Source organism: Corynebacterium sp. AOP40-4SA-5 (genome assembly GCF_052377355.1).
Taxonomy (GTDB): Bacteria; Actinomycetota; Actinomycetes; order Mycobacteriales; family Mycobacteriaceae; genus Corynebacterium.
In genome coordinates this window covers 133,701-153,623 of record NZ_JBQSWS010000002.1, presented here as the reverse complement: position 1 = coordinate 153,623, position 19,923 = coordinate 133,701, and the positions used below count along the sequence as shown (strand labels likewise).

At 69.5% G+C, this 19,923-nt stretch carries 17 protein-coding genes; 9 read left to right on the top strand and 8 right to left on the bottom strand.

The window, feature by feature from the left end:
* The first annotated feature begins 22 nt into the window (after positions 1 to 22).
* Positions 23 to 1,090: an MBL fold metallo-hydrolase gene (locus ACT3S3_RS01845; protein WP_444626105.1), complete on the top strand. Its 1,068-nt coding sequence runs from the start codon at positions 23 to 25 to the stop codon at positions 1,088 to 1,090.
* Between the two features lie 6 nt (positions 1,091 to 1,096).
* Here the strand turns inward: ACT3S3_RS01845 and ACT3S3_RS01840 are convergent, their stop codons facing one another.
* The gene (locus ACT3S3_RS01840) at positions 1,097 to 1,585 is read right to left on the bottom strand and encodes a glutathione peroxidase (protein WP_301442786.1); all 489 of its coding nucleotides are present in this window, start codon (positions 1,583 to 1,585) and stop codon (positions 1,097 to 1,099) included.
* A 352-nt stretch (positions 1,586 to 1,937) separates the two neighbouring features.
* Here ACT3S3_RS01840 and ACT3S3_RS01835 point away from each other — a divergent pair, with 352 nt between their 5' ends.
* Positions 1,938 to 3,326 (top strand): MFS transporter, encoded by a 1,389-nt coding sequence (locus ACT3S3_RS01835; RefSeq protein ID WP_444626104.1) that lies wholly within the window; start codon positions 1,938 to 1,940, stop codon positions 3,324 to 3,326.
* A 9-nt stretch (positions 3,327 to 3,335) separates the two neighbouring features.
* A complete protein-coding gene (locus tag ACT3S3_RS01830; protein ID WP_301442788.1) occupies positions 3,336 to 4,220 on the top strand; it encodes a helix-turn-helix domain-containing protein in 885 nt (294 codons plus the stop codon).
* 271 nt (positions 4,221 to 4,491) lie between these two features.
* Here the strand turns inward: ACT3S3_RS01830 and ACT3S3_RS01825 are convergent, their stop codons facing one another.
* The 5 genes from ACT3S3_RS01825 to ACT3S3_RS01805 all read right to left on the bottom strand — a co-directional run bounded on the left by ACT3S3_RS01825 (position 4,492) and on the right by ACT3S3_RS01805 (position 10,713).
* Complete coding sequence (locus ACT3S3_RS01825) at positions 4,492 to 4,998, bottom strand: GtrA family protein (protein WP_444626102.1); 507 nt, start codon at positions 4,996 to 4,998, stop codon at positions 4,492 to 4,494.
* A gap of 83 nt (positions 4,999 to 5,081) precedes the next feature.
* A complete protein-coding gene (locus ACT3S3_RS01820) occupies positions 5,082 to 6,593 on the bottom strand; it encodes an NAD(P)-binding domain-containing protein (protein WP_444626101.1) in 1,512 nt (503 codons plus the stop codon).
* A 131-nt stretch (positions 6,594 to 6,724) separates the two neighbouring features.
* A complete protein-coding gene (alc, locus tag ACT3S3_RS01815; protein WP_301442790.1) occupies positions 6,725 to 7,774 on the bottom strand; it encodes an allantoicase in 1,050 nt (349 codons plus the stop codon).
* Between the two features lie 18 nt (positions 7,775 to 7,792).
* On the bottom strand, positions 7,793 to 9,361 hold the full coding sequence (gene allB, locus ACT3S3_RS01810; protein ID WP_444626099.1) for an allantoinase AllB: 1,569 nt from the start codon (positions 9,359 to 9,361) through the stop codon (positions 7,793 to 7,795).
* Positions 9,358 to 10,713 (bottom strand): DUF6986 family protein, encoded by a 1,356-nt coding sequence (locus ACT3S3_RS01805; protein WP_444626098.1) that lies wholly within the window; start codon positions 10,711 to 10,713, stop codon positions 9,358 to 9,360. The genes allB and ACT3S3_RS01805 overlap by 4 nt, the downstream gene beginning before the upstream one ends.
* Positions 10,714 to 10,927: 214 nt before the next feature.
* Here ACT3S3_RS01805 and ACT3S3_RS01800 point away from each other — a divergent pair, with 214 nt between their 5' ends.
* Both ACT3S3_RS01800 and ACT3S3_RS01795 read left to right on the top strand, forming a co-directional pair.
* Positions 10,928 to 12,445: an MFS transporter gene (locus tag ACT3S3_RS01800; protein WP_301442795.1), complete on the top strand. Its 1,518-nt coding sequence runs from the start codon at positions 10,928 to 10,930 to the stop codon at positions 12,443 to 12,445.
* Complete coding sequence (locus tag ACT3S3_RS01795; protein ID WP_301442796.1) at positions 12,432 to 12,986, top strand: TetR/AcrR family transcriptional regulator; 555 nt, start codon at positions 12,432 to 12,434, stop codon at positions 12,984 to 12,986. The genes ACT3S3_RS01800 and ACT3S3_RS01795 overlap by 14 nt, the downstream gene beginning before the upstream one ends.
* Before the next feature lie 21 nt (positions 12,987 to 13,007).
* Here ACT3S3_RS01795 and aztA read toward each other — a convergent pair whose 3' ends face one another.
* Complete coding sequence (gene aztA, locus ACT3S3_RS01790; protein WP_444626096.1) at positions 13,008 to 13,643, bottom strand: zinc ABC transporter ATP-binding protein AztA; 636 nt, start codon at positions 13,641 to 13,643, stop codon at positions 13,008 to 13,010.
* A 29-nt stretch (positions 13,644 to 13,672) separates the two neighbouring features.
* Between aztA and aztB the strand changes: the two genes are divergently transcribed.
* The 4 genes from aztB to aztD all read left to right on the top strand — a co-directional run bounded on the left by aztB (position 13,673) and on the right by aztD (position 18,078).
* A complete protein-coding gene (gene aztB, locus ACT3S3_RS01785; protein WP_444626095.1) occupies positions 13,673 to 14,524 on the top strand; it encodes a zinc ABC transporter permease AztB in 852 nt (283 codons plus the stop codon).
* Positions 14,525 to 14,533: 9 nt separating this feature from the next.
* Positions 14,534 to 15,802, top strand: coding sequence for a hypothetical protein (locus ACT3S3_RS01780; protein ID WP_444626094.1), 1,269 nt, complete (start codon positions 14,534 to 14,536; stop codon positions 15,800 to 15,802).
* On the top strand, positions 15,802 to 16,716 hold the full coding sequence (aztC, locus tag ACT3S3_RS01775; protein ID WP_444626092.1) for a zinc ABC transporter substrate-binding protein AztC: 915 nt from the start codon (positions 15,802 to 15,804) through the stop codon (positions 16,714 to 16,716). Before ACT3S3_RS01780 ends, aztC begins: the two co-directional genes overlap by 1 nt.
* 75 nt (positions 16,717 to 16,791) lie before the next feature.
* A complete protein-coding gene (aztD, locus tag ACT3S3_RS01770; RefSeq protein ID WP_444626172.1) occupies positions 16,792 to 18,078 on the top strand; it encodes a zinc metallochaperone AztD in 1,287 nt (428 codons plus the stop codon).
* A 257-nt stretch (positions 18,079 to 18,335) separates the two neighbouring features.
* On the opposite strand, the gene ACT3S3_RS01765 is transcribed toward aztD, so the two are convergent.
* Positions 18,336 to 19,895 (bottom strand): bifunctional NAD(P)/FAD-dependent oxidoreductase/class I SAM-dependent methyltransferase, encoded by a 1,560-nt coding sequence (locus tag ACT3S3_RS01765; protein ID WP_301444017.1) that lies wholly within the window; start codon positions 19,893 to 19,895, stop codon positions 18,336 to 18,338.
* Positions 19,896 to 19,923: the final 28 nt, after the last annotated feature.

Sequence of the window (19,923 nt, the reverse complement as noted above, 5' to 3'; positions counted from 1 at the left end):
GGTGCGGGTACGCTGACTGCACATGGCGACACGTTCAGACAGCCGCATCACCCCCGTCTTCCGCGTCCAGCACCAGGCCGCGACGGCCGGCAAGGTCCCCTCGCCGGTGCGCGTGAGCACCGTCGACGGGGAACTGTGGGTACGCGCGGTGCCGATGCCGGGCGCGGGCGTGATGAACAGTGTGCTGTCCACCGTCCACCTCGGCGACGGCGGCGTCACCGTCGTCGACCCGGGCTGGGCCGGCGGCAAGGCGCAGGACGCCGCGGCGAACGTCCTGCGTCCGCTGGACGCCTTCCTGCGCGAGCACGGCCGACGTCTCGAGGACGTCACCGACGTCGTCGTCACGCATGCGCACCCCGACCACGTCGGCGCGGCCGCGGAGATGCTGGGCGCCACCGGCGCGCGCTACCACCTCGGCGCGGTGGAGCAGCGCAGCGTCGACGCCGCACGCACCGGCACCTCGCAGGACGACTACGCCGTCGAGCACCACGCGGTCGGCGCGCCGGACGGCGTGCTGGAGAAGTTCCCCTTCTCGGAGAGGGAGCGGCGGCTGCCGCCGTTCATCCCGCGGCAGCGTCCGGACGTCCTGCTGCAGGACGGTGACCTGCTGCCCGACCACGGGGTGACCGGGGAACTGGGCTGGCGGGCGGTGCTCACACCCGGGCACACCCCAGGGCACCTGTGCTTCGCCGACGACGCCCGCGGACTGCTGATCGCCGCCGACCAGGTGCTGCCCGAGATCTTCCCCGGCATCGGCCTGGGGGTGGGCTCACTGGGCGGCAACCCGGTGAAGGACTACCTGGCGTCCGTGGAGCGCCTGGCGGAGTTCGACGACTACACCGTGATCCCGGGGCACGGGTTCTGCTTCACCGGGCTGGCCGAGCGGCGCGCGGAGACCACCGCGCACGTCATGGAACGTGCCGAAGAGGTGTCGCGTGTGCTCGAGTGGAACCCGGGCATCAGCGTGTGGCGCCTGGCGGGACGGCTCACGTGGAGCGGCGGATGGGACTCGCTGGCGGACTCGCCGATGGTGTGGTCGGCCATCCGGCAGACGATGATGTACCGCGACCTGGTGCTGGAGAAGGCGTAGCTTTTCCTACAGCGCCGCCTCGACGGCGGCGACGACCTCGGGGGCGTCCGGCACGGTGGCGGGGCGGAAGCGGGCGAGCACCGCGCCGTCCTTGCCGACGAGGAACTTCTCGAAGTTCCACTCGACGTCGCCGGCCTTCCCGTCGGCGTCGGGGGTCGTGGTGAGCTCGGCGAAGAGCGGGTGGGCGTCCGGCCCGTTGACGTCGAGCTTCTCGGTCATCGGGAAGGTGACGCCGTACGTCGCCGAGCAGAACTCCGCGATCTCCTCGGCGCTGCCCGGCTCCTGGCCCATGAACTGGTTGCACGGCGCACCGACGACGGTCAGGCCGCGGTCCCGGTAGTCCTGCGCGAGTTTCTCCAGGGCGGTGTACTGCGGGGTCAGCCCGCACTTGGACGCCACGTTGACGACGAGCAGCGGGCCGTCGAACGCGGCGAGGTCGAGCTCGCCGCCGTCGAGGGCGCGGACGGGGATGGTCTTGATGTTCGTGGAAGCCATGTCCGCGAGGATACTGCCGGCGGCGGCGCAATTCACTGCGGCCGCCGGTGCCGTCGGTGCCGTCGGTGCTGACGGGGCCGACCCCGCGCCACGTGCCGGATCCGGGGTCCCCGTGCCACGAATCGACCGGATTGTGCACGCGGCGCGGGGGCACGAGGATCACAAATTCTCTCAATGAACGCTGAGAAAAGAGCGTGGCCAGGGGGTCTGCGCGCCACAGATGCAAGGGGAATCATCGGTTGCCGGTCTCTGCCGGGCGGAGATGTCATGGATGCAGAAACTGCCCTCGACGAGAGCGGACATCAGTCCGCTAATGCTTCCTCGTCCCCGAACCAGAATCCGGAGTGACACTGTGTCTGCCACGACCCCTCAGAACCCACGGAGTGATGCGCTGCCCGGGCTCTCCACCGGCACCACCGCGGTGATGCTCCTGGCCTCGATCCTTCCGTTGATCGATTCGAGCCTGGTCAACGTCCTCCTCCCTTCCATCAGCGCTTCTCTGGGGGTGCCTGAAAGCTCTGTGCAGCTCGGCATCTCCGGCTACATGCTCGCCGCGACGGGCGGCATCATCCTGTCGACGACCTGTCTACGACGCTTCGGCTCACGGCAGGTCTGGTTCGTCGCGGTGGCCGGGTTCGCGGTTGCCTCCGCACTCGTCGGATTCGCGACGAGTCTCCCCTTCTTCGTCGCGGCCCGCGTCGTGCAGGGCGCGGCCTGTGGGTTCATCATGCCGGCCGTCCAGCAGCTCACCGCGGAGATCGTCGGACGCCAGGGGATGCGGGCCGCGTTGGCGACGCTGGGTCTCCCCGCCGTCGTCGCACCGGCGCTCGGGCCGCTGCTCGGCGGCATCCTGGTGGACGCCGTCGGCTGGCGCGTCCTGTTCCTCGTCAACGTGCCGGTCGCCGCGGCGGCCGCGCTCATCGCGGTGAGCGTCCTGCCGCGCACCCGGGGCGTCCGGACCCGGCTGGGGATCGCCCAGGCGGCCCAGGCGGTGCCGGCACTTCTCGGGATGGTCGGGTTGTTGTGGGTCGTGAGCAGCGCGCCGACCCTGCCGACGTGGGGCGTCGTCACGGCGTCCTGCCTCGCCGTCGCTCTCATTACGGTGTTCTGCGTCCTGGATCTGCACGCCCGGACGCCGCTGCTGGACGTGTCGTTGTACCGTCGTGCCTCCTTCGCCACGGTGATGGGGCTCTGCCTGGTTGTGGGGGCGGTGTTCTACGGGACGTTGCTGTCCACGTCCCTGCACGTGCAGGGAGATCTCGGTCAACCTTCCTGGATGGCCGGGGTGCTCCTCGGCGTGCAGGGCCTCGGTGCCTGGGTGGTGCGGAGCCTGATCAGGGGGCCGTGGAAGTCGGCCAACGCCTTCGGCGTCATCGCCGTCGGGCTGCTGGTCGCGTCGGCGGGGACGGTGGGGGTTCAGGCAATCACCACCTGGGACGCTGTGGCGTTCGGCGTGGCTGTGACCTGCTCCTTCATTCGCGGGTTGGGGCTCGGTGCCTGCACATTGCTGGCGCTCTCTGCCGCGTACGAGGTGGTCACGGATGATCAGGCGCCGGCGGTCGGCGCGCATTCCAGGTTGATGCTGCAATTCGGTGGGGCCCTCGGCACTGCTCTCGTCGGGGTGTGGCCTGGCTCGGCGGTCGGGCTCGGTGTGGCGGTGGCGGTCGTCGCGGTGCTCGGGGCGTCCGGCGCGGCCGTGCTGGTGGTGAGACAGCGGACGGCAGGGGTACCGACACCGTAATCTGGGCGCATGGATGACGCGGTGATGTTCGGACGTCGACTGCGGCACGCACGTACCGACCGCGGGGTGTCACAGGCGGGGCTGGCGTCCGGGATCTGCTCGACGAGCGCGGTGTCGCGCTGGGAGGGCGGCCAGAGCGTCCCGCCTGCAGATATCATCGTTGACCTGGCTGAACGACTGGGCCTGGGTGTCAGCGTTCTCACCGGCCGGGGCTTCGACTCCCGCCTCGCGGAATCCCCGGACGGCTTCGACGCCCTGGTGACGGTCGCCTTCGGATCATCACCGAGGGATGCCACCTCGCCGATGTCCGCCTGGATCTCACGGGCGCGCCTGGCACTGGAGCGCGCCGACCCGTGGTCGCAGGGAGACCCACGACCTGTTGTCGATGACCTGCAGGTTGATCCGCTCACGGCGACGACACCGGCAACCTTGGAGATCGTCGAACTGCTGGACGCGTTGGCCCATGTCGCAACAGACTCGACTGCCCGGACGGTGGACACGCTAGTCGCGACCCTGACGTGGACGCAGGACGCCCCGGGGATCTTCCGGCGTGCGGCGATGGAGACGGTGGTGTCAGTTCTCCTCCTCGCGGACATGCCGCTCGCCGCCCGCGGAGCGGTGGCCCGGGTGTCGCCGGCCTCCATCACCGAGACGACGCGTCTCCTGCTGACCTGGGATGATGCAGTTTCCGCGGAGGGTGCGACATCGGTGCCGCCTCTGCCGGCAGCGCACGCCCGGCGATCGGCGCGGGACGTGGCCTTCTCCGTCCTGCATGGCACGAGGAATAGAGGGCCCCTGGATCCTGGGATCGTCGATGCAGTGGTAGCGTCCTGCCCCGGCGACGGGCTCGTCGCCGAGTGGGTTGAGGCGCGCTCGGAACCTGACGGTCGGTGATCACGGGGCCGACCCCGCGCCACGTGCCGGATCCGGTGTTTCCGTGCCACGGATCGACCGGATTGTGTACGGCACGCGGGGATAGGTGGGGCACCCAACCGGAGCCGGCTCCGCGGTACCGACCAGGCCGCCTACGCCGGGCCGAACTTCAGGACCTCGACGCGTCCCATCCCCACCCAGCCGATGGAGTCGGAGACCATGCGCGGCTGGTGGACGTGGGCCAGGATCCACCGGTCGTAGCGGCACGGCGGTCTGAGGTACGTCTGGAGAACTACGTCCGGCTCGGCGACGTCGTGCGGAACACCCAGAAGTTCTGCAGTAGGAAGTTCAGTACCGTGGCCACACCCTGGGACACGAACCAGGACCAGAAGAATACGTTCGGCAGTGTGGGGACGATGATGCCCACGAGATGGTCCACGAGCACCGCCGCGCTGAAGCACAGAAGGTAGGAGACGGCGGCCCGGGTCTTCTCCGCCCGGGTGCGTTCACCGTTGAAGGTGACGTGGCTGTTCAGGTAGTAGGCGACGGTGCTGCCGACGATGTAGCTGCCTGCCCGGGCGAGGGGCTCGGGGACTCCCAATGCGTAGAGCAGGGCCTTGGTCGAGAAGTCGACGACGGCACCGACGACGCCGACCGTGCCGAAGCGAAGGATCTTCCGGAACAGGGCGGCCTCCGGTGAGGGTCTCGGGGGAGTGGGGCACAGAACCGGTTCACGGTAGCAGCCGGTGATCAGGGGCCGACCCCGCGCCACGTGCCGGATCCGGAGTCCCCGTGCCACGGATCGACCGGATCCGGCACGTGGCGCGGGGTTTGGTGGGTACGGCTGGCTCTACCGAGCCAGTGCCCCGCCAGCGACGCGTGTCAGTACCGGGGCGCCTGGGCGAACCAGGCCTCGCCCTCGCGGTGGCGTCCCACGTTGCCGACCTCCTGGTGCTCGAAGGAGGTGAAGTCGGCGAAGAAGTCCGACCAGTTCTCCTTCGTGATGTCGGTGGCGATCCGGCTGCTCATCCGCGTCAGGCCCGCGTAGATGCCGGACAGCTGGTTGCCGGCCACGCCGTGGGAGGCGCGCGCACCGGTGGACAGGTGGAAGAGGCGCGACACGTAGGACGAGTCGCCACCGTCCTTCGCCTGGAACTGGAAGCCGTCGCCCAGGTACGGGCACTGGCCCAGCGGGTGGTTCTCGGCCGGGCCGAACCGGTCGGACCACAGGGCGATGTCGGGCAGGAACTCGCCGAGCTCGGGACGCAGCCCCAGGTCCACGGTGTACCCGGTCGCCGAGATCACGTAGTCGCCGACGTGTTCGGCGCCCTTGTCGTCGGTGACCACGACCTCGCCGTCGCGAACCCCGGCGTCCGCCCAGCGGGTGTCGGTGGACAGGTGGAAGTTGTCGTGGGAGAAGGCACGCCACACCGAGGGTTGCGTCGGCGGCTGCGGGAGACCACCGTTGAACAGGGAGAACTCCCACTTCTGCTCATCGGTGAGGTCGTAGAAGTGCTCCTGCATGCCGGGGAACTCCATCCAGCGCAGCGAGTTCTGCCGCGGGATGTCCGCGCGGCGCACATGCATCTCCACGCTCGCGGCACCGGCCTCGAGGGCAGCGGAGGCGTTGTCGAAGCCGCTGGCACCGCCGCCGAGCACGATCACGCGCTTGCCCTGGAGGGCGGTGAAGTCGATGTCGTCCTCGGTGTGGGCGCGCACGTTCTCCGGCAGGGCGTCGACGAGCGGCGGCAGGAAGGTTCCGCCGCCACCGACGAGGCCCATGGCGAAGACGATGCGTCGGGTGCGGTACTCGACCGGCGTCCCGTCCTGCGTGGCGGTGATGTGGAAGCACCCGTCGGCGTCCGGCCGGGTCACCCCGGTGATGCGGGTGCCGAAGTCGACGTCCGCACCGGTCACGCCGCGGTACCAGGTGAGGTACTCATTCCAGTCCTCACGCGGGGTGAGGTCGGTGGCGGCCCAGGCATCCACGCCGTACTTGGCCTCGAACCAGCGTCCGGTGTGCAGCGAGGGGATGTCGAGCTCGATGCCCTTCATGTTCTTCGGGCTGCGCAGCGTGTGCATGCGGGCGTAGCGGGTCCAGCAGCCGACCTCCTGCTCGGGGCCGGCCTCGATGACCTTCACCCCGCCGATGCGGTGGCGCGACAGGGCGAACGCGGCGCCGAGTCCGGCCTGGCCGCCACCGATGACCAGCACGTTGTAGGCGTCCTCGGCGGGGGCGGGGACCCAGTCGTGGTTGTGGCCGATCAGCGCCATGTCGGCGCGGGCCTGCGCGGCGAGGGCGTCCAGGTTGGCCTGGGCGACGTCGGCAGGCAGGGGTTCCGGGCGGTGTCGCTCGGGCAGGGTGGTGTCGTTGCGGGGGATCACGCGGGTCATCGCGAGCTCGGCTCCGTTCTCGTCATCGGTGCCTGGGGGCAGGCGGTCGTCCGAAGGGAAATATTAGGGGTGCACTGTTTCGGGAGGGTTTCGCACAGAATGCGGCGCGAATGCGCCGCAGGAGAGGTGGCCTACCAGCGGCTTTCGATGTCGAGCTGGCCGTCGTCGGTCAGTTCGCCCCACACGCGCAGGCGGGAGATGCCCCCGTCGGGGTACACGTCGGCGCGCACGGCGACGATCGGGGTGGGACCGGTGGTGCCCTCGGCGGCGTCCGAGATGGCGAAGCGGTGGCGGGTGTCCGGCAGCACACGGGTTTTACCGACGAGTTCGAACTCGGAGCCGTCGGCGGTGATGCCGGTGAGTTTCACGTCGCCGGGGGCGTTGAAGACGAAGTAGGACGTGTCGAATTCGATCCAGCGCACGCGGCCCTCCCCGGCGAGCTGCACGGTGACGGAGTCGTTGCCGGCGTCGCGGCGTCGGGCGTTCTCCCAGCCGCCGCCCATGTTGTGCGCGCGTCCCAGGGAGATGATCTGGTTGGGGTGCGAGTAGAACATGTTGGTGCACTCGGTGACGCGCCCGCCGTTCTCCACGGCGGCCAGGTCGATGGTGCCGGTGATGAAGCGGGGGTCCGGGGCGGGCTGGCCGTGGACGCGCAGGCGGGCGATGCCGCCGTCGGGGATCATCTCCAGCTTCACGTGGGTGACGCGCCTGGCGGCGGCGTCGCCGGCGGGGAAGATCTCCACGTGGTGCTTGTGGTCGCCCGCGGCGTCCATCGGGGCGACGAGGGTGAACCACCGGTCGTCGGGCAGGGCGGCGAGCTCCTCGCCGGAGAGGTACTCGTCGCAGGTCAGTCCGTGCACGGCGAAGCGGGGCGGGTAGTTGCCCTTGAACCAGGCGGTGTCGACGACGACACCCTTGACCTGGCCGGGGACACCGAGGCGCACGATGGCGGCGTCGTTGGAGCCCACCTCGTCGTGGCGACGGCGCCGGGTCTCCCACCCGTCGTAGACCTTGCCCTTGTTGCCGAACTCGTCCGGGTCGAAGGCGGGCTCGTGCGGCATGATGAGGTTCTCGCGCTCGGCGAAGGACTCGTCGGACGCCCACACCACCGAGCCGGCGAGGGCGCGGCTGGCGAGGTCGGGGTAGGAGAGGAAGTCGTGCTGCTCGTGCTGCTCGTTCATCGGGGTTCCTGATTCTCTTTAAGCGGTGGGGCGGAGGGTGAAGGGTCGCACGGCGGCGGGGAAGACCACGTCGTCCTGCAGGTCGGACGCCGGGACGTGCGCGGTGGCGGGACGGACGTAGACCGGCTCGCCGCCGATCCACGTGCGCGTGACCACGCCGGCCAGGGCGCGTTGGGCGTAGGCGGTGACCTTGTTGCGCTGGTGCAGTTCATCGGGCAGGACGACGAAGGCGTCGTCGGCGCTGACGGTGGCCACGTCGGCGCGGCGTCCCTCCTGGATCGCTCCGCGGTCGGTGAGCCCGGCCCATTCGGCGGGGGCCTGGCACATCCAGCCGATGACGTCGGCCAGGGCCAGTCCGCGCAGGCGCGCCTGGGACCACACGACCGGCAGGCCCAGCTGGACGGAGCCGATGCCGCCCCAGGCCTCACCGAAGGAGCCGCCGGAGCCGCGCCCGTCGGCGCCGCCGGCACCGAGGTCGTTGCCGGTGGCGGCGAGCGCGGAGAAGGCGGTGAGCTCGTTGTTCTCGTTGGCGGACGCCTGGGCGTCGGCGACCTCGGCGAACTTCTTCAGTTCGGCGGTGCAGGGGGAGTGGTCGGAGACGACGGTGGAGATCACGCCGTCCACCAGTCCCTTCCACAGTCGTTCGCGGTTGCCGGCGGTGCGGACGGGCGGGCAGCACTTGTACTGGGTCGCGCCGTTCTGGATCTCCTCGGAGAACAGGGCGAGGTAGTGCGGGCAGGTCTCGGCGGTGATGCGCACGCCGCGGTCACGGGCGGCGGCGATCTGGTCGATCGAGCCGGAGTCCGACAGGTGCAGGATGTGCGCGCGGCAGCCGGTGGCCTCGGCGGCCTCGATGACGGTGGCGATGGCCTTCGCCTCGGCGGAGGACGGGCGCGACGCCAGGAAGCTGTCGAAGGTCTCGTCGATGCCGCCGGCGGCATCGACCTTCGCCTCGCCGGCGGCGATCTCGTCGGCGTCCTCGGCGTGGACGATGAGCAGGCCGTCGAACCCGGCGATCTCGGTCATCGCCTGGTGCAGTTGCGCGGGTGACAGGGGCTGGAACTCGTCGACGCCGGAGTGCAGCAGGAAGCACTTGAAGCCGAACACGCCGCGGTCCCACAGGGCGCGCAACTCGCCGGTGCCGATGTTCTCCGGTACCGCCCCGCCCCAGAAGCCCACGTTGACCTTGGTTTTCGGCGCGGCGACGTCCTGTTTGGTGTCGAGGGCGTCCACGGTGACGGTGGAGGGGACCGAGTTCAGCGGCATGTCCAGCAGCGTGGTCACCCCGCCGGCCGCGGCGGCGCGGGTGACGGAGGCGAAGCCCTCCCACTCGGTGCGTCCGGGCTCGTTGACGTGCACGTGGGTGTCCACGAGGCCGGGGATGAGCACCTGGTCGTCGGGGACGTCGACGACGGTGGCGTCGGTGTAGTCGTACTCACCGGGCACCTCGGCGTCCCGGCCGTCGAGCACGGCGACGATGTTCTCGTCGGCGACCAGCACGGTCGCCGGCGCCTGCACCGGTGTGCGCTCGTCCCCGGGCAGGACCACGGCGTGCTCGGCACGGTAGATGGTGGTGATGATGGTCATGGGGTTACTCCTTGAAGTCGGCCGCTCACCTGGAGGGTACGTAACTGTGTGTCGTCGAGGCCGGTGACCTCCAGTTCGGCGTCGGTGACCGCGCCGCAGGCCCGCGCGCGCACCAGGTAGCCGGCCATGGCCTTGGCGGTGGCGGGTTCGTCCATCCAGCGGCTCGTGTCGCCGGCGACGTAGGCGCGCAGCCGTTCCGCGCTGACCCGCCAGTCGGCGCGGAAGTAGGCGATGGTGGTCAGGTGGCGGGTGACGAGCTGGTTGGCGTGCAGGTCCCAGCCCTGCCGGACGCCACGACGCAGGTGGCGTCCCACCAGGTCGTGGTGGATGCGCCAGCCCTCGAGGATCTCGGTGGCGGTGCCGACGGGGATGCGGTTGGTGGAGCCGTCGGACAGCTCCACGCCGACGGCGGTGGTCGCGACCTGCAGGACGTCCTTGGCGTGGTCGGCGACCGGGTGCTCCATGGACTGCTCGGCGGCGTCCACGCCCAGCGACGCGGAGTAGTCGTAGGTGCCGTAGTGCAGGGACAGGACGCGGCCCGCGCCGGCGGCGATGAGGCGGGCGGGTTCGGCGGCACCGTCGGAGGCGAGGATCGCCTGCGGGGTCTCGACCTGCACCTCGAAGGGGATCTGGGGGACGTCGAGGGCGCGCTCCAGGGCCTGGAGCACCTCGACGAAAACCTCGACCTGGCGGTGGTGCTGCACCTTCGGCAGGGTCAGACGCAGCGCGCGGCGGTCGCGTTTGAGCACCCGGGCCAGCACACCGTCGCGTGCCAGGCCCTGCAGCACGATGGTCAGCGTGCGCAGACCACGCTCGCGCACGGCGGGGTCGAAGGACTTGAACCGGATCCCGGCGAAGGCCGGTGCGCCGTCGGCTGCACCGCCGTCGCCACCATCGAGCCAGGACGCCAGGACGTCGGCGGCGCGCGCCGCCAGTGCGTCCTCGTCGGCGTCCCGTGCGTCCTGCGGGACGCCACGCTGGGTGAAACCGTCCTCGAAGTCGATGCGCAGGTCCTCGACCGGTTCGCGGTGCAGCTTGTCGAGGGTCAGTTCGCCGACGGTCTCGGCGTGCCCGTCGGCGACGCCGAGGTCGCGGGCCAGCGCGGCGGCACCGCCGTGCGCCCTGAGGGCGTCCAGTGCGTCCTGCGCCCAGCGCCGCGGCAGGTCGGTGCCCTGAGCGCTCTCACCTGTGCTGTCCCCCACGATGAGGTGCGCGGGCACGTAGACGGTGTGCACGGGCTGGCGCCAGGTGACCGGGGTGGCCCAGGGGCCGGTGACCAGGGGGTCGACCTCGGCGAGGCGGTCGTCGGCGAGGGTGGTGATCCCGGTCAGGACGTCGGGATCGGCGGGCACGGGCACAGGTACTCCTAGCTCGGGGAGGTGCGGACGTCACAGGATGTTACGTCATCGTCCGGACCTCTGACGGGGATACCGGGAACGTCCCTGGTGAGCCGCCTCACAGGAGTTGTAACTGTAACGTACGTTCGGTACAGTTCCGGGTCTCAGACATAACAAACGCAGGAGGTAAGGAAAAGTGAGCGACACGACCACGGCGACGGGACGGACGGTGGGACGTCCGTCCGGCGGCACCGGCGGCACCGGGAACGCCGCGGCCACCACACCCGCCCAGCGCTGGAGCTTCCTGGGCATCATCAGCCTGGGCCTGTTCCTCGTGGGTGCGGACAACTCCATCCTCTACACGGCCCTGCCGGTGCTGCGCGACGAACTGCACACCACCGCACTGCAGGGACTGTGGATCATCAACGCCTACCCGCTGGTGCTCGTCGGGCTGCTGCTCGGCACCGGCACCCTGGGCGACAAGATCGGCCACCGGGTCATGTTCCTCACCGGTGTCAGCGTCTTCGGCCTGGGATCGCTGCTCGCGGCCTTCTCCCCGAGCGCGTGGATGCTCATCGCCGCGCGCGCCGTCCTCGGCTTCGGTGCGGCCACGATGATGCCCGCCACCCTCGCCCTGATCCGGCAGACCTTCACCGACGTGCGCGAACGCAACACCGCCATCGGCATCTGGGGGTCGATCGCGGTCGTCGGTGCGGCGTCCGGCCCGGTGCTCGGCGGGTTCCTGCTCGAGCACTTCCACTGGGGCACCGTCTTCCTGATCAACGTGCCCGTGGTCGTGGTGATCCTCGTGGCCACCGCCGTGTACGCCCCGGCGAACCAGGCCGACCCGTCCCGGCACTGGGACGTGCTGTCCTCGGTGTGGGCGATGCTGACCATGGTCGGTGCCGTGATGGCGATCAAGGAGCTGGCGAACTCCGAGGGCTCCGGCGGACTCGTCCTGGCCTCCGCCGCGGTGGGTGTGCTGGGTGCGGTGCTGTTCGCGCACCGTCAGGGGCTGCTGCGCCGGCGTGGGATGCCCGCCCTGCTGGAGTTCGGCATCTTCCGTGACCGCATGTTCGCCGGCGGCACCCTGGCGGCCATGTTCGCCATGTTCGTGCTGGCAGGCACCGAGCTGATGACCACGCAGCGCTTCCAGACCTCGGGCGGCTTCAGCCCCCTGGAGGCCGGGCTGCTGGTGGCCTCGGCGGCCGTCCCTGCGATCCCGGCGTCGATCCTCGGTGGCATGAACCTGCACCGACTGGGCTTCCGCACGCTGATCACCGGTGGTTTCTCCGTGGTGGCGCTCGGTGTGGCCGTGGTCGTGTGGGCCGTGCCGGACCAGCCGCTGTGGGCCGCGGTCATCGGGCTGGGCCTGGTGGGTGTCGGTTCCGGCTGCGTGATGTCGGTGTCGTCCTCGGCGATCATCGGGTCCGCCCCGGAGAGCAAGGCAGGCATGGCGTCCTCGGTGGAGGCGATCTCCTACGAGTTCGGTACCCTGCTGTCCGTGGCGATCCTCGGTAGCCTGATGCCGATGTTCTACTCGCTGCGCGCCCCGGCCGAGGTGGCCGACGACGTGGACCACGGGGTCGACCACCCGGTGTTCGGTGCGGCGGCGTCCAGCGCCTACGACACCGGCTACCTGCTGGTGCTCGTGATCGCGGGTATCGTCGCTGTGGTCGCCGCCCTGGTGACTGCCTGGTGTTTCCGTGGAAACCCGAAGGAGGCGAAGTACTCTGCGCACGAGTAAGAAGGACGTGATCCTGCGCGCCGCCGTCGGGATCATCGAGTCCGACGGTCTGGACGCGGTGACCTACGAGTCACTCGCCGAGGCGTCCGGCATGTCCAAGTCCGGGCTGATCTACCATTTCCCCTCCCGCCACGAGCTGATGCTGGGGGTGCACCGGTTCCTCGCCGGACAGTGGGAGGACGAGCTGGTCGCCGTCGCCGGTGGCCCGGCGTCCGAGGTGTCGCAGGCCGACCGGCTGCGGGCGATGGTGCTGTCGCTGAGCCGCTCGGCGACCCGCGCCGACCTGCTGCTGCAGGTGGACTCACGCACCCACCGCGACTTCGCGGAGGTCTGGCGCGACGTGGACCGGCGCTGGCTGCCGTCCGTGGACGGGGTGGACGGTGACGGTGTCGGTGAGCAGGACGCCGCCCTGGCGCGCGCGGCGTACCTGGTGCAGATCCTCGCCGACGGCCTGTGGCTGCACGACCACGTCCACGACGACGCCCTGACCGACGCACAGCGCAAGGCCCTGACCGCCGCCATCCTGGAGCTCATCCCGTAGGCGTTGCGGTGGGGCATGGGGTTATGTCGGTTCCACCACCCTCCCGTGGTCGAGGACGATGACCCGGCCCGCACCGTCCGCCTGGTGGCGGTGGTGGGTTGCGATCACGACCGTGGTGCCGGCCCGGGTCACCTCGTGGACGGCTCTGTCGATCAACGCGACCGTGGTGGTGTCCACCGAAGACAGTGGTTCGTCGAGAAGCAGCAGCGGGGCCCGCTGTGCCAGTCCCTGGGCGATGAAGGTGCGCTGGCGCTGTCCGCCGGACAGGTCGCCGAGGGTGCGGTCGGCCAGGTCGGTGATCCCCATGCGTGCCATGGAGGTGTCGACGACGGCCCTGTCGTGCCGGGTGAGGGGACGGAGCAGCCCACGGTGCCGCCAACGTCCCATGGACACGGTCCTGCGGACGGTGACGGGGAACAGGTCGGGAACGGCGCTGTGCTGGGGGACCAGAGCCGTGTTCTCCGGGACCCCGGTGACGGTACCTGACGTGGGACGCAGGGTGCCGGCGAGGATGCCGAGCAGGGTGGACTTCCCGGAACCGTTGCCGCCGACGAGGGCGGTGACGGTACCCGGATCGACCGTGAGGGTGATGTCCCGGAGAGCGGGGACCCGGGCGTAGCGGTGGGAGATGCTGTCGAGGTGGAGCGGTTCACGCATTCCTTGATGATAATGGTAATCATTATCAAATGGAACTTCTCATTGCTCCTCTCGAGGTCTCGTTTGTCTTCCGGGCTTTGTTGGCCGGTGGGTTCGCCGCCGTGCTCTGTGCGTGTATCGGCACGTGGGTCGTCCTCCGGGGGCTCGCGTTTTTCGGGGACGCGATGAGTCACGGCATGCTGCCCGGGGTGGCGGTCGCGGCGCTCGTCGGTGGAAACCTCATGCTCGGGGCGGCCGTCAGTGCGATGGTGATGGCCCTGGGTGTCGTGACGGTCAGTCGCACGTCGCGGTTGTCGCAGGACGTGAGTATCGGCCTGCAGTTCATCACGATGCTGTCGCTGGGTGTGGTGGTCGTGTCGCACTCGGGTTCCTTTGCGGTGGACCTCACCGCCTTCCTTTTCGGTGACGTCCTCGGTGTCACGGGTGGCGACGTCGTGGTCATCGCAGTGGCTGCCGTGGTCGGTGGGCTGGCCTGCGTTGTACTGCACCGACCGTTCACCGCGTTGACGTTCGACGAGTGCAAGGCACACACCCTCGGTATGCGTCCCGGGGCGGCTCACGTGGGGATGCTGGTTCTCGTCGCGCTGGCGACGGTGGCGTCGTTCCAGGTGGTCGGCACACTGCTGGTCTTCGGTCTGTTGATCGGTCCGCCGGCGACGGCGTTGCTGCTGGTCCGGGGGATCGGTCGGGTCATGGCGGTTGCGGCCGCGATCGGAGTGGTGCAGGTCTACGTCGGTCTACTGGTCAGCTGGTTTGCGGAGACCGCTGCCGGAGCGACGGTGACCCTGCTCGGCGGTGTCAGCTTCCTGGTCGTGTTGGCGGCAAAGACGGTTCTGTGTAGAGTCACCTCCCGTAATGCAAATGATAATCATTATCAGTAGAGGAGAACGATGACGCTACTGCGCAGAACACGCGCTCGACCACCTGTCCCGGCCGGTCGGCTCGCCGCCGTCCTCGCCGTCCTGACCCTGGTCGTGGGACTGTCCGCCTGTGGGACGGAGGACTCCGGGACGGAATCGGCCACTGCCTCCGGTACAGCAGAGACGCCCCACGGCTATGTCGAAGGAGCTGATGAAGCCACAGAACCGCAGCTGAGACTGTCCGCCGTCGACGCCGACGGTGGTGGAATCACCCTGGTCGACCTGCTGACGGGGGACCCCGTGGAGGCGCCGGGAGAGCCCGAAGGGGTTGGGACCGCCGTGCTCAAGGAATCTGACGGTCGGTTCCTGTTCACTGCGGACGATGCAGGTGTCACCGTCACGGACACCGGCGTGTGGACCGTCGACCACGGCGACCACAGCCACTACTACCGGGCCGAACCGTCCGAGGTCGGCACGGTGGACGGCGACACTCCCGGCCATGTCGTCTCCAACAGTTCGCAGGTCGCGATGTTCTTCGACGGCGACGGCGCGGTGAAGGTCTTCCCGCGGCAGGGACTCGGTGACGGAGAACTGGCCGAGGACGTCTCTTTCGAGGTCGGTGCCCACCATGGCATCGCAGTTCCTTTCGAGGACCACGTCCTGACCACGGTCCCCGGGGTCGACGACGAGGAACTCCCCGGGGAGATCTCCCTGTACGACGCCAGTGGTGAGGACGTGTCGGACGAACTCACCGGTGAACACACCTGCCCTGAGATCCACGGGCTGGTTGGACTCCGTGACCACGTGGCTTTCGCCTGCGGGGACGGTGTCCTCACGGTGGACGACGATCTCAACGCCACCGTCACCCCGTATCCGCAGGACGCGCACGGGCGTGCGTGGTCGCTGGTGGCGGGCCGGGACCTCGTGGCCGCACCGTTCGAGGACGGCGGCCTCGGCGTTCTCGATCCGGAGTCCGGAGAATGGCGGATCGCCGGAACAGACGCTCCGGTGGTCTCCGCCGCTGTCGCACCGGACGACTCGACCGTCTTCGCCGTTGACGAGGACGGCACGGGATATGTGGTCGACGCCGGCTCCGGCGAAGTCACCGCGCAGCGACAGCTGGTGGACGGCGGTGGCGACACGGCTCCGTCGGTCGTCCTCACCCGGGAGCGCGGATATGTCTCCGATCCGGTAGCTGGCACGGTCTCCGAGCGCGATGTGCTCGACAACCTGCGCGAAGCCCGCAGCGTCGACGTCGGTGGACACCCGGCGGCAATCGCTGTGACGGGGGACAAGTGATGAACCGCCTCCGGACCCTCACCGCAGCACTGGTCTCCGGGGTGCTCGCATCCGTCCTCGTGGCCTGTGGCAGTGACTCCGGCCGCCCGAGCATCGTGGTCACCACGAACATCCTCGGCGACGTCGTCTCCCGCCTTGTCGGCGATGCCGCGGATGTCCGGGTACTGATGAAGCCGAACGCCGACCCGCACTCCTTCGGCATCTCCGCCCGTGAGGCCGGGGACATGCAGCAGGCCGATCTCATCGTCGCCAACGGCCTCGGGCTCGAGGAAGGACTTGAATCGAACCTCGACAACGCCCGTGACGAGGGGGTCGACGTCCTCGAGGTCGGTGACGAGATCGCCCCGCTGCCCTACGCCTCAGGAGGGGACGAGGGAGACCTTGACCCGCACTTCTGGACGGATCCCGGCCGCATGGTCACCGCCGCCGACATCATCGCCGACCACCTGGTAGACGCGGTCGACAATGACGTCGGCAAGCAGATCCGGTCCTCCGCCGAGGCATACCGAGCGGAGTTGGACGACCTCGACACCGAGGTGACGGAGCTCCTGGGCTCTGTGCCGGAGGACCGCCGGAAACTGGTGACCAACCACCACGTGTTCGGCTATCTCGCCGACCGCTTCGGCTACGACGTGATCGGCACGGTCGTTCCCGGTGGTACGACCCTGGCAGCACCGTCGGCGGCGGACCTGCGGGACCTGAGCACCACCATCCGTGACAACCGGGTCCCGGCGATCTTCGCAGATTCCTCCCAGCCCCAGCGCCTCGCCGACGTCCTCGCCGACGAGGCCGGAATCACCGTCGATGTCGTCCCCCTGTTCACCGAGTCGCTCACCGAGCCGGACGGCGAGGCAGGGAACTACATCGACATGCAACGCACCAACGCCGAGCGCATCAGTGATGCGCTCAGCTGACACCTGACTTTCATCTGCCCCTCAAGAAGGAGACCCATCATGTCCTCAACATTCCTGATTCACAACCCACGCCGCATCCGCCGCAGCGCCACCGCTGCGGTCGCTGCGAGCCTCTCCGCCGTCCTGGCCCTGTCCGCCTGCTCCTCCGACGAGAGCGGCAGCAGCGACAACACCTCGGCCGAGGAGACGTCGCACGACGGGCACGACCACGGTGATGAACCTGCTGCCGAGGCACAGGAGGTCGATGCAGCGGAGCCACGCATCCTGACCACCTACGACGGTGGTTACCTCACGCTGGACGCCAACACCCTGGAGGTGATCTCGGACGAGAAGATCGACGGCTTCAACCGGGTGAACCCGCTCGGCGATGGTCGTCACGTTCTGTTGTCCACCGGTGACGGATTCCAGCTCATCGACGTCGGCGTCTGGACCGAGCCGCACGGCGACCACACCCACAGCTACGCCGGTGATCCCGTCCTCACCGACACCGTCTTCGGCACCGACACCCCCGGTCACGTCGTCAGTCACGACGGCAATGTCGCCCTGTTCGGTGACGGCGACGGGAGGATCCAGCTGTTCACGGCAGAGGATTTCCTGGACATCTCCGGCGGTGACGGCGACGATGTTCCGGAGCCGACCGTGCAGGAGACGGACGACCCCCACCACGGTGTCGCCGTCGAGCTGTCGGACGGGACCCTGCTGCACACCGAAGGAACGGACGAGCACCGGGACACCGTTGTCGCGCTCAGCTCCGACGGCGAAGAGATCGCCTCCAGCAACGACTGCGAAGGCGTGCACGGTGAGGCGACCGCAGCGGGCGAGGCGGTCTCCTTCGGCTGTGAGGACGGCGTCCTGGTCTACAAGGACGGTGAATTCACCAAGATCGACGCCGAGGACAGCTACGGACGCACCGGAAACCAGGCCGGCACCGACGAGTCCCCGGTGGTACTCGGTGACTACAAGGTGGACGAGGACGCAGAACTGGAGCGTCCGACCAGGATCAAGCTGACGAACACCGAGGACAACACCGCACGACTCGTCGAGCTGGGGACGTCCTACAGCTTCCGCTCGCTGGCCCGCGGGCCGGAGGGTGAGGCTCTGGTGCTCGGCACCGACGGTAAGTTGCACGTCATCGACCCGGAGACTGGCGAGGAAACCGACGCATGGGATGTCGTGGATGAGTGGGAGGAGCCGGTGGAATGGCAGGAAGCCCGCCCCACCCTGTTCGTGCAGGGAGACCGGGCCTATGTCTCTGAACCGTCCAGCAACGAGCTTCACGTGGTGGACCTGTCCAACGGAGAGATCCTGACCTCCGCGGAGCTCCCGGAGACCCCGAACGAACTGACCGGTGTGACCGGTTAGGACGCCACGGCTCAGCAGTGGGCGTCGGCAACCACTTCTGGCGGCCGGTCGTTCACCCCGGCGGTCTTGCGGGTCGCGTAGGTGCCGGCGCACAGCATGATCGCGTTGTCAGGTGGTGCGAGATAGAGCCCGACGTGACCGTCGCAGTGCCCTGCCCCTGGGAGTTCGGAACCGACAAGCGCCTCGGTCGCTGGGTGGCTGGGCGGCTGGGCGGCGTGACGAGGAGGCCGAGGGTTCAAGGTGGGGCAGTGCAGTACCTACCTCCGGCGCAGCAGGACGACGCGGTCCGGGTGCCCGCCGATCTCCCCGTCGAAACCGATGACCGCGCGGTCCACCGTCTCGTCGCGGACGAGTTCCCAGGCGTCGAGGTCGAAGCCCAGGGCGTCGACGGCACCGGACTCCTCGGGCGCGGCGTCGGGCATCACGTGCGACAGGATGAACAGGTGGCCGCCGGGGGAGACCAGTTCACCGGCATTGAGCAGCAGGGAGGAGCGCCGACCCTGCGAGGGGGCGTGCAGGTAACTGGCGGTGACCAGGTCGAAGCGCTCCCCGTCGGGGATCCCCAGCACGCCGGCGTCGGTGAAGCGGACACCGTCGACACCGGCGGCGACAGCAGCGTCCCGCGAGCGCTGGGCCGCGGTGGACGACACCTCCACTCCCAGGGCGTCCCAGCCCTGCCGCGCGAGCCAGATCGTGTCCGCGCCCTCGCCGCAGCCGATGTCCACGGCACGGCCTCGCGTGGCACCGAGCTCCTCGGTGAGCACCCGGACCAGGGCAGAATTCGGGCGTCCCGACCAGCGCGGCGGTGCCTGGGCGTAGGTCTCCTCCCAGAAGTCGTCGTCGGCGACGTCCGGCCAGGCGTCGTGCGAGGTCGGGGCGGTGAGCGCGTGCACGGCGTTGTCGGTGTCCTCCGTGACCAGCGTGGTGTTGAGCATGCCGGCGGTCATCGACGCCTGCCCGGTGGAGGCGGGCACGTTCAGGCGCGGGTCGATCACGTTGCCCGCGGCCCACACACGTGGGTGGCTGGTGCGTCCGAACTCGTCGGTGGCGAGGAAGGAGCCCATGCCGGGCAGCTCGGTGCGCTGCAGGTCGAGCGGGGCGAGGAAGGTGTCACGCGGCCGGGCCTGCGGGTGCAGCCCGATCGCGTCGACCGCGTGGACCGAACCGTCCTGGGTGCGCACGCCGGTGAGCGCACCGTCGGTGGAGAGCACCTCGGCGACCGGTGAGGTGACGATGGTGGCGCCGCGCGCCTCGAGGCGCTGGCGCGTGGCGTCGTCCAGCGCGTCCGCGACGTCCTGCGCGGTGACGAAGACGGTGAGTTCCGCGGTCCAGTTCCGCAGGAGCTGGGCGTACCCGAAGAGCATGGGGGAGGACGCCAGCACACCGATGCGCTGGTCGCGGTGCTCCCACCCGTGGCAGTAGGGGCACTGGAAGATGCTGTCGCCCCAGTGCCCGGCGAGACCCGGGATCTCCGGGAGGACGTCGTCGATGCCGGTGGCCACGAGGACGGCGCGGGCGTACTCCACGGTGCCGTCGGCGCAGGTCACCTTCAGGCCGCGGACGACCTCGGTGACCGACGCGATGTCGTTGGTGGTCAGTGAGACGCCGTAGGACGCCAGCTCCGTGCGTCCCTTCTCCAGCAGGTCGAGCGGGGGCAGGCCGTCGTGACCGAGGACGCCGTGCATGTTCGTGGCGAAGCGGTTGCGCGGGGCGCCGGAGTCGATGACGAGGACGTCGCGGCGGGCGCGTCCCAGCAGCTCGGCGGCGCTGAGACCGGCCGCGCCACCGCCGATGATGATGATGTCGTGTGCTCTCATGACCACGATCTTGCTGCGCCGCGGGCGG